Here is a 10012-nt window from a genome sequence, read left to right as displayed (position 1 = left end):
ACTGATGTTGTTTATTATCGTTTGTGACCCGTATTGTTGCATCTTTTTTAATCTCATATTTATCCTATCCTCGAGATAAGCCAGATCTTTAGGGAGGACCTTGCCAGCCTGAAAACTTTTCCTGAAAAGAGGTAAATATTTTTGTTGATTTTCCAAATCAGCGTGTTGCAGAATTAGAAAAAGATATTGGTTATTTTTATAGCCTATTTCTTCTGGTCCCAACCACCCAAATTTTTTAATGATTTCTTCAAAGGCGGCAAAATTAGTTGAGTCCTGTTGCCTCATGACTTTGATTATTTTTCTTTCAGCTGAAGAATTCAGGCCGTCTTTTTTTCTTAATGAGTCCAGTTTGGTTCTTATGTCCTGGTCTGCCTCGCCCATGCGTTCAATCCGGATGGCGATCCCTTTGTCTAAACGCTTTAAAAAGTTATCTTTTTTTCGTTCTGCCTTTTTTACTGTGGTTACCCATCGTTTATCGCTTTTGATGTTTTTAAAATCAACATCCTTAATTAACATATCGTAAAACTCTACAGGGTCATCCCAGCCTTTTATCATCTTTCCGTTCAGAATTTTTTGCAGGTAAAAAAATGACTTATCGCGTTCATCTGCCAGACTCCATGCGCACGCGGCATTATAGAAATTTGTTTGTGTAGTGACGCCGCCTAATTCAGCTATAGCCAGATCAAATGCTTTTCCTGCATCTGCATATCTTTTGTCCTGATATAATTGTAGTGCATTATTTAGGTGCTGGAAGTACTGTAATTTCTGGGCATACATGCCGCTATTTATTGCAAAAAGGATGAGCAATGCAAAAAGTAAAGTTTTCATTTTGAAAGTTAAAATATATAAAGTCTATTTTAATTGTTTTTAATCAGTGGCCATACCATTTTGTACAGGCCTAGGCGAGACAGATTTGATGATTATTGTGTAAATCCCGCTTGAGCTCGCCTCATACTCTAATCTATCCGTCCCATTATTGCCGTCGGCGAGATCAGTGGAAGATATTTTTTGATTGGCCTCATCATTGAGACTGATATCTATATCTATGTTTTTATGATAGGCTTCAATCACATAAATTTCATCTTTTTTGAAATGTACTTTGTAGTGAAGTTCCTGCTCACCGGTAAAGGATATTTTTTGAACCATTTAGGTTAGGATTGATGTTTTGGGCAAAGAGGATGAAATTTAAAAATAGCAAAAAAAAGGTAAGTAATTTAGTCATAAGTTTTTTGCTAATAGACCCCAAAAAAAATAATTAGTTGCACAGCCTCCTGCATTTATATTAAGCGTTTTTGTTCAGACCCATAGCTTGGCTTGCATAAGTGCGGGAAGGAGCGTGATGATGATTTTTTTAAAGCTCTATTTATCAAAAGTTTATGTTAGGTTGCTGAGATAAGTTAGCATAAAGCCCGACAGTATAGAAATAAATTATTTAGGATAAATTGAAAATATTATCGTTGATGACGGGATATAATGGCAAGAGCATATTTGTACGTGCTTTGTTGAAAATTGTAACCTTATCTCTTAAAAATGTTTATTTTGCGCTTTAAAATTAAACCCAATGAAATTTAAACTGTGTGCCTTACTATTCTTACTGTCTTTAAAGCTCATTGCACAGCAGAAATTGCCTGTCATAAATGCGCAGTCAAGAAGTGCCAGAATTTACGAGGAGGGAAATTCAGTGAAAGGTTGGGGGATTGATCCAAAGGTTGCTTTGGACACTTATACCACCAGTAAAATTAGCGGCAAAAAAACTGTTAAATTTAAAACCGATATCGATTCAATCAGCGTTAAACTAAAACAGGGTGAAAAGTTTGATTTTATTGTTCTACTGGATAGAAAAGATTCCTGCAGAACAAGGCTACAGGGACGTGAAGCTAAAAACTATAGCACCCTCAAACCGGAAATCCCAGACTCAATTCCATTTAATGTAAATAAATTCAATACCAATCTGGTTAATGTGGTATTAAATAATATCGATACGCTGTCGATGAATTTTGATACCGGAGCAACTGAATTTTCCTTGCTTGAGAAGGTACTTGAAACCAAAGTCAAATCGAAACCAAAACTTTATAACTCCTTAAATGAGATAAAATTGGGGCATCGCAGCTATTACAGTAAAATATACGATACGCAGAACGTCGGCGACCAGGCGGATGGGTTAATGGGCTGGGATTTGTTTGATGGATATGTTATAGAGTTAAATTATGATAAGAACCTTATGGTCATCCATTCGAAGTTACCTAAGGCTGTCTCGCTAAACCGCAGTTTTTCTAAGTTTAAAATTAATTATATTAATGACAAGCCATTTATAGAAAGCAAAATTTCCCAGAACGGGGTAATCAATAAAAATTGGTTTCTGTTTGATTTAGGCTACCAAAGAACAGTTATGCTTGATAGGGAACTCTTACAAAACAATAATTTTCCTGCTGATAAAATGGAGGTCATCAAAAAGGTGATGTTGCACGGGACGAGAAATAATGAGATTCCTGTCATTACTGCAAATCTCGAAAAACTAGAGTTGGGCCCCTTTTTGCTTAAAAATCTTCCCGCTCAGTTGCTAGGAGAAAATAAGCCCATGCGCGGGATTAATATCCATATTCTGGGCAACGAAATTCTGAAACGATTTAACACCTTTCTTGACTTTCAAAAAGATGTCATTTATCTTATGCCCAATCAATCTTTTAATCTGAACTATGCTGATCAAAAAAAGTATTAATTTCTACTGCCTGTATTTGTCTAGCATTCAAAGTAAGTATAAAATTATTTTCATCATTGAAAACTTAGTTGATTAGCAATCTACAAGCTTTTATGTTCAGCCGGCTGAGCAATGATTTGAAAGTTTGTAGTCAGCTGTTTGATTAGCTTTAACGATAGGCTGCTTTGATATGTCCATTTTTAATTATCGGTTATGAGCAGCTTGAGCGGTTGCTATTAGGTGAAAATGCATAAACGAGTTCATTCATGCTCAGGTTTTAGCAGCTTTTGTTTGATGCGAATCTACTGTGTGCAATATTTGAACGTGATTTTAGAAAACATATGCGATGTTTTTCGATGTTGTTTTCACTTTTTCTCGCTCGACCAGAGCCAGATGAGCTGGTTGTTTTTTCCAATGCGGTAGACATCTTGCCACCACCTCGCGCCACGCCGGCAGGCAGTATAGAGGACTTTTTGTCTGGCATTTACACTCACATCGCACAGTCCAGAACATTTTGCGCGCGGATCCTGGCTTTCCTTTAAGGGCTGAAAACGTTTGGTTTTAGGTTCATACAGCCAGATGTCAAAATTCTGGTAAACCCCATCCCCGCATCTTCAATAGAGAAGGCAATATCATTGTAGCCATCGAAATTATAGTCTTTAATGTAACATGATCTCGATACTCCCTCGGCGTCGAGGGATGAAAAATTAGGGCTGCTAACCATCCCATCGGGATAATTGAACATAAACTGGCTGTCTAAGCCCGTCCAGGCAAAGGTAATCTTAACATTATGCGTTAACAATTTCTGCATTTGATCAATAGCCGCATTCTTCACTGTTCCCGTGAGGTTAAATTGTTTGCCATCGCTAATTCGGGTATACCAGGCAGTTGTAATTTTGCCTGAATGTTCAACAATACCATAACGCCCATTCACCTTTTTGCCCAGCAGCTCATCCCGTTGGTAATAGTATCCTTCAGGCTGGTGGTTGGTATTGGTGAGTACGCTGGTTGTAAATTTTCTCAGATTTAAAATCATGTATCTTTCTGGCCCTTGTACTGCGCAAAGGCCGCCTGACCATCCTCAAAACAATTGATCTCCAGGCTAAAGGAGTTCGATTTACTTGTATGACTCAACAAAAATGATTTTGCATTGGTGAAGTGAGTGATCAGCGTAAGACATAATAGCAGTTTGGAAAATTTAATTTTCATGAGTTGGATAGGCCGAAGATATTATTTCTGTTTTTTGTTTTTTGCAAATGGATTGATAGAGCTAAAGACTCATCCATCATGTTTTGTTATTTTAGATTGTGATCAAATTCTGCCCACATCGCTATTTGCCATTGATTTTGAACATTTGTTCTGATAAAAAGTTTAATACGAGATAAATGGATCACTAAATTAATTGATTGAGAACAACTAGGGCTAGTTGACAATTATTTTGGGGGATTTAAGCGACTTTCTAGATAATGCCTGATTAGCAAAGACTAATAAATACAAAGTATGTTGGCGTGCAAAGTACAATCGATCTATGTGAAGCCTACCGGTATCGTCTCTCCATATAGTGTACCTATAGAACATTTTTATACCTTCAAGAGCAGTGAAGAAATGCGCCAAATCATTACTTTAGGCTTGAAGAGGTACTGTGAAGTATTCAAAACAGTTGATTTGGAATGTTAGCATACAGGGAAAGTGGTTACGTGTGGAGTGTCTTATAGAGATTTGCTTATTATGATGAAAATTTTCTAGTCATCTAAGTTTTATTGATGGATGAGTTAAATTTACCTGAATTTTAGTGCTGACCTATAGAAAGACATATCTGCGGCGTTATTAATCAGGTCAACATCACGAAGACAGAAGTTAAAAGGCATTCCTGTTGGTGTTAGATTTGGCTGATAAGGAATGTGACGAGTTATTTAAAAAATTAAAGTATGAAGATGTGGTATTATGTAATTACCGTTTTAATTTTGGGTGTATTGGTGGCCGCTGCATTTAATTTTTCTCAATACCGCAAGACAGCGATAGATGAATTGCCGAAAAGCTTTCTGCAATATCAGTCGCTGGATCGTTCGGAAGTAATCACATCCTCAAAGGTTTCGATGAGACTTGTTATGGAAAGTACAGTGGATATTCAATATTTTATGACAGCATCTAACGAGCTTATTGTGTATGCAGTTCCTAGGCCTGAAGAAAATGTTTTTTCTAAATTCAATGAGCAAGGCGAGGTAACGGACTCCTTAATCATACATGGCAAACCGTCTGATATCGCTTTTATTGACGGACTTGTTATCAATAAAGGAAAACATCAGTATTACCAATGGAGCTTTGATGGAAGCAGCGAAGCAAAAAACATTGTCATGCAGAATGAAGATTTTAAATGGAATTCGACTCGCCAGCAAGAACTTTTGGAAAAAGTTGTACATACTGCCAAAAGTGTTTACGTTGAGTATGATTCGGATAGCCCTGCGCCACAAAAGATGGAAGGTGATAAAATTCAGATAGTACCCTCCATAAGAACTTTTGCAAAATTAACCTATTTTGACGGGGGAAATTGTTATCAGTTTTTTACAACACTAAACGTCTATAAACAATTCCCTTATGCTGCCACTCAGGAACTGTTGATGAATAATATTTTTAAGCGGATTAACACAAAGGTAAGCGGGGACAAGGAAATTATCCAAACGCCATTTATCCGGTACCGTTACTTTCAAAAGCTTAAAAGGGAAAAGGTGCGCTTTCCGGGAGGTGGAGGTAATATGCCAGGTTATGATAAAATTCTTTTTCACGGGAACCTTTTCACCGATTTGGTGTATAAAAATGACACTTTAAGAGTGAAGGAGTTTATGTATCTGGAACAGGACCGGGCTTCTTCATCGATTCAAATAGCTGGCGAAAGTCTGGGTACGTTCACAAAAAACAAAGTCCGGCCGATATCCTCTATCGAGGCTTATATGTACTATAGTCACCCTAACTTATCTTACGCATTATTCACCAACAGTGATAAAAAGCTTTATATAATTAAATAGGTAAAAGTAAAATGAAAAGAAATAGTTGTGCTGAGCATACTTAGCACTTATGAAATACGATATTGATTGTCTATAGTTATACAACCTGTTTTTATTGCTGAAAAACGATAGGCTTGCTATTAATGTTATTTTTGCTCCAACTTTTCAATCCACTATGCCGCGGATATAATTATATCGTTTAAACAAAATGCGTGACCAATTTTTATGGATTTTAGCTGATCTTTGTAAGTGAATCTGTATAGGTTTTCTCGTCAAACTAATCATGCAATTATAGTTCAGTGCAGTCGCGTTGTTTTATATAAGTTGGCTATTACGAATGTGTTCAGCATAATGGCACTGAATGGTGTTAGTTTTCTCTTTTCAATTAAAAACCATCTAGGAAAACACCAATAGATAATTTTAATAAGGTTTAATAAAAGCATTTGACTGTCATTCTTAATATGAATGTTTATGTAGATAATCTACGTTCGAAGTTTCTTTGGATAATAAATATAGAATTAGTTAAAAACTAAATTATATCTTAAGATGTTAAATTAAGCAATTCACAATAATTCTACCTACATAAAAATCACTTATGAAAAAATTGTTGGCCCTTGCTACTTGTCTTATGCTATTTGTCTCATTATCCCATGCTCAAGAGGAATCGAGAATAAAAATTACTATGGTTATCATGGCTAGTGGAAAAAACATGACAACAGTACTGAACAGTGTATCGACATCTATTTCGAGATATTACGAAGACTTTCCGACTACGCCAGCATTAGCCAACACAAAAGATACGGTTGCAACCAAAACCCCTCTCGCATTAACAAACTATAAAAGCGGTGTATTTTATCTGAATCTGGATGCGAAAAACCTACCTGATGAAATACTTAAACTAATGGCTGCTAAAAAAAGTAACTTTGATGGGACAATTACTATTAGCGATAGCTATGGGAAATTGCCTACCAGAACGATAAAATTCTTTAAGGCATCACTCTATAGCTTTTCAGACCAATACTCTTCAACCTACTATGGCGATTCCATCGGCAATGTAGCAATTTCATTAAGTTGTAGTTCAATCTCAATAAATGGAATTACCATTGAGCAGTAATAATGTTACTGTAATATGAAGAGATGTTTTCAGTGTATATGATTCAATCTGGAAAATGTCGGTACAAAAGGATCTATCAATTCCTTCTGGTATCAAATAAATTTATTTTAAATTCTTGAAAGCTACTTAAAATGAACCTTATTTCTCCAAGATTTCAAATCCTCCATACATCGTCATATCGGCAGTATGCCTGATTAATAAATTCAGTTTTAATTTCTGTATAATCTGTTTGGCGTAATCAATTCCATTATGGATGTTAGTGATACCCCTCACTTCTATGCCTGACTTGAGGATTTTAAATTTACTAGGCTCAAAGGCATCAATAAATTTCTGTAGTTCAGGATTCAGGTCTTTGCTGCTGCTCATATCATAATTTATAAGTAATACGATATGGAGGTAGATTTGTTTTAAAAATAATTGCAATTTGTTGCTCTCTATATCTGAAATGATTAAGTATTTGCTTTGCTAGTATCACGGAAGACTGATGCGTAGGTTTGCCTAAATGAAATGACTAAAACAAAAGTTAAATCGATACGATTTATATTATCAATCTAATAAATTCACTATAGATAATTTTTGAAAAATATAATGATTTACAATAAGTGAGATAAACGAGTCTTATATATTTCCTTGTTATCCCAGGATCCAAATTCCCGCAATTTTTTCCTGTTTGTTAATTTTCAGCGATTGAACATAGCGGAATAAATTCTTAGAAGATACAATTGAGTTGATGATTAGAAAGAGGAGTTTTCATGCCAATAAAACTCAACGCGGATGTTATTTGTTAATGGTGCAATGGCCAGAGATATTAAAGCAATAAAGTGTCCGCATTGTGGCAGCGTTCATAAAACAGAGGTTAAGCAAGAATTTTATCGCTGCGAGAACTGCGGCACCGAATATTTTCTTGATAGTGATAATGTACATATTTACCATCATCAGGAACCAGTTGCAATTCGTTCTGGCAGTACTCAGCCAGTGAATACCAATCTACCAGTTTTTATTCTCATCGGAGCTGTGGTATTCATCGCTATAGCCTATCTTTTAGTCATGACTTTTCAACTCAGAAGGCAAACTAGCTACAGTGCTAATGCCACTTATAAGACGCCACGTATGCACTATAGCAGTCTTGTTTTTCAAAATACAGCAACTGGAGACCCTGTTTATCTTCGCATCGGCGCTGACCATATTGATAAGGGCAATGGCAAAAGCGAATTGGAAATGCATACGCAGTTTGTGAATGCAGCTAATGGGAAAGTTATTGAAGACAGGGTGATGGAGGGTGATTATCGTACCAGCTTAAGATGCGGCTTAACTTTCAAGACCTACCAGCCCAATATGATTTATGCTATCGGATGCAATACGAATTTATTCGAGCTGGATACCCGAAATAATAAAATTCAAAATATTACTCACAGTCTTTTTAAGGATTATCCACAGCTAAGTTCCGGCATCGCACGCATTGAGTTTGATTATGTTAAGGAAATGATTAACATCATGAACAACGAAGGTAACAGTTACTACTATTTCCCAACCTTGAAATTATTGGTTCCCTCTCCGCAAGAAGCCGAAAAAGTATGGAAAACGAAATTCAACCAACATTTATTTGAATTTGGCTATTTAGGCAACTGGACGGATGAGCATAAATATAACCAGCTGATTGAGAGTGAGTATTTATGCTCGACAGGAAAACTTACGCAGCGCGATCTTACTCCAGGAAGAAAATATTTTGGCCCAAAGATTATTTATCAGGATAGGGAAAATCTACTGATCACTGTAAATACAACTGCTTCTGCCAGTTCTCCCATTACTATACAAAACATCAATGTATCTACCGGGAAAATAAACTGGACTTTAGCTCCAAATACATATTACCTGTACAGCACCTCCAGATGCCAACAGGGTTTCGCTATAGAATACCGTAAGGGTGAAGAAGCTGACTATGTGCATGGGGTAATGGTAGTTTCAAATAGCGGTAAAATGATGAATGATTATCAACTTGGAAGGGCGGAATAAGGTTTTGAATGGCAAACATTGCAGGCGAGTAGTTGTTACTATTTTATTAGATTAGACGCCCGATGCCAAAAGAAATAAAAGCGATACAATGTCCTAAGTGTGGCTCTACTCAAAAAGAGGAATTAAGGCAAGGATATTTTAGGTGCCAAGACTGCGATACGGAGTATTTTCTGGACGATGATGATATCAATATCAACCACAATATCAGTTATAGTAGCGCAATTAAACCTGCCACAACTGCGCCACAAAAGATTATCATGATCATTGTGGCCCTGGTCATTTTTATTGTGCTTGCAGGCATTCTTTTACCACTGCCTTTTAATAGCAAACGGGTCGAGTCAAATTTAATCCAGATTCCCGTATTGGTAGATAGTAACGCTTACCGCTGGGGTGATAGGGAAGTGATTGCTTTTGAAAACAGGGCAGGAGCTTTAATCATTGCGATTATGGGTTACCGTGAATATGAATTTGATGAAAACAATCAAAAAACAGGGAATTATATTGCGTTTTATGATGCAATAACTGGAAAGGAATTAAGTAAACAGCGGCTAATGAAACTTCCGCAGGAACGGTTAAATAACGCCGCTTTCAGGAGGTTTGAAAATGGTGATATTTATGCCATTGGCAATAAAAGCTTACTTTATAAGATTGATCAGATAAATACGCGATTGAGCGATGTGCCGGCGGACTTCTTTTCCCGCCATAAGGAACTCGCAGCCGGGATTGCACAATTAGAATTTATTGGAAGTGAATGGGGAGACGGGCTAAAACTTGTGACCAATGACGGTAAGAGACGAATTTTCTTCCCGATTACAGATAAAGTTTTCACCGAAAAGAGCAGTTATACCGCTGAAAAGGCGCTTGCCATAAAAGAGCCTGGCGCTAAAACCCGAACCTATTTTCTATTCAGCGAGCTTAGTGATGATTTTCCGGATGAGCCGATTAAGTTGATGATGTATACGCAAAAAGATAACAAAGGCGGGCCAAATACCCGGCCCTTCTTTCAAAAGAAGGATTATACTTTCTTTTACGGAAAAAAAGTGATTTCCGACTTTCGTCAGGGTGCAGACTATGTGATCAGCTATAAAGATCTCACCCCTGGAAGATCCTACTATTCTCCGGAAATACTATATTATGATAACCATTATGTGCTCATCATGTTTAAGGCAACAGCAGGAGCAAGTT

The 10012-nt window shown here is 36.7% G+C and carries 10 protein-coding genes; 5 read left to right on the top strand and 5 right to left on the bottom strand.

All coding sequences use genetic code 11. The features are described from left to right. A partial coding sequence (locus tag ON09_RS19770) for a DUF6624 domain-containing protein (protein WP_010602801.1) occupies positions 1 to 828 on the bottom strand: 828 nt, incomplete at its 3' end. A gap of 39 nt (positions 829 to 867) precedes the next feature. Beyond that, positions 868 to 1146, bottom strand: coding sequence for a hypothetical protein (locus tag ON09_RS19765; protein WP_010602800.1), 279 nt, complete (start codon positions 1144 to 1146; stop codon positions 868 to 870). Between the two features lie 415 nt (positions 1147 to 1561). On the opposite strand from ON09_RS19765, the gene ON09_RS19760 reads away from it, so the two are divergent. Further along, a complete protein-coding gene (locus tag ON09_RS19760; RefSeq protein ID WP_010602799.1) occupies positions 1562 to 2719 on the top strand; it encodes a hypothetical protein in 1158 nt (385 codons plus the stop codon). Positions 2720 to 3063: 344 nt separating this feature from the next. Here the strand turns inward: ON09_RS19760 and ON09_RS26905 are convergent, their stop codons facing one another. Together ON09_RS26905 and ON09_RS19750 are read right to left on the bottom strand one after the other, a co-directional pair. After that, complete coding sequence (locus ON09_RS26905; protein ID WP_394358228.1) at positions 3064 to 3273, bottom strand: hypothetical protein; 210 nt, start codon at positions 3271 to 3273, stop codon at positions 3064 to 3066. Continuing rightward, complete coding sequence (locus ON09_RS19750) at positions 3237 to 3734, bottom strand: hypothetical protein (protein WP_010602797.1); 498 nt, start codon at positions 3732 to 3734, stop codon at positions 3237 to 3239. Before ON09_RS19750 ends, ON09_RS26905 begins: the two co-directional genes overlap by 37 nt. A gap of 892 nt (positions 3735 to 4626) precedes the next feature. Between ON09_RS19750 and ON09_RS19745 the strand changes: the two genes are divergently transcribed. Beyond that, a complete protein-coding gene (locus ON09_RS19745) occupies positions 4627 to 5721 on the top strand; it encodes a hypothetical protein (RefSeq protein ID WP_157259019.1) in 1095 nt (364 codons plus the stop codon). A gap of 670 nt (positions 5722 to 6391) precedes the next feature. Next, positions 6392 to 6814: a type VI secretion system tube protein TssD gene (gene tssD / locus ON09_RS19740; RefSeq protein ID WP_157259018.1), complete on the top strand. Its 423-nt coding sequence runs from the start codon at positions 6392 to 6394 to the stop codon at positions 6812 to 6814. Between the two features lie 138 nt (positions 6815 to 6952). On the opposite strand, the gene ON09_RS19735 is transcribed toward tssD, so the two are convergent. After that, the gene (locus ON09_RS19735; protein ID WP_010602794.1) at positions 6953 to 7180 is read right to left on the bottom strand and encodes a hypothetical protein; all 228 of its coding nucleotides are present in this window, start codon (positions 7178 to 7180) and stop codon (positions 6953 to 6955) included. Between the two features lie 408 nt (positions 7181 to 7588). Here ON09_RS19735 and ON09_RS19730 point away from each other — a divergent pair, with 408 nt between their 5' ends. Together ON09_RS19730 and ON09_RS19725 are read left to right on the top strand one after the other, a co-directional pair. Then, complete coding sequence (locus tag ON09_RS19730) at positions 7589 to 8827, top strand: hypothetical protein (RefSeq protein ID WP_010602793.1); 1239 nt, start codon at positions 7589 to 7591, stop codon at positions 8825 to 8827. Between the two features lie 62 nt (positions 8828 to 8889). Beyond that, positions 8890 to 10012: hypothetical protein (locus ON09_RS19725; protein ID WP_010602792.1), on the top strand; the 1123-nt coding region annotated here is incomplete at its 3' end.

Origin of the sequence: Pedobacter agri PB92 (assembly GCF_000258495.1) — a bacterium.
GTDB lineage: Bacteria > Bacteroidota > Bacteroidia > Sphingobacteriales > Sphingobacteriaceae > Pedobacter > Pedobacter agri.
The sequence above is the reverse complement of the archived record's forward strand: the minus strand, read 5'-3'. Positions and strand labels throughout refer to the sequence as shown.

Coding starts and splice junctions, on each gene's coding strand:
- ON09_RS19765 (WP_010602800.1), bottom strand. CDS start 1,146: ATGGTTCAAAAAATATCCTTTACCGGTGAGCAGGAACTTCACTACAAA.
- ON09_RS19760 (WP_010602799.1), top strand. CDS start 1,562: ATGAAATTTAAACTGTGTGCCTTACTATTCTTACTGTCTTTAAAGCTC.
- ON09_RS19750 (WP_010602797.1), bottom strand. CDS start 3,734: ATGATTTTAAATCTGAGAAAATTTACAACCAGCGTACTCACCAATACC.
- ON09_RS19745 (WP_157259019.1), top strand. CDS start 4,627: ATGAAGATGTGGTATTATGTAATTACCGTTTTAATTTTGGGTGTATTG.
- tssD (WP_157259018.1), top strand. CDS start 6,392: ATGGCTAGTGGAAAAAACATGACAACAGTACTGAACAGTGTATCGACA.
- ON09_RS19735 (WP_010602794.1), bottom strand. CDS start 7,180: ATGAGCAGCAGCAAAGACCTGAATCCTGAACTACAGAAATTTATTGAT.
- ON09_RS19730 (WP_010602793.1), top strand. CDS start 7,589: ATGTTATTTGTTAATGGTGCAATGGCCAGAGATATTAAAGCAATAAAG.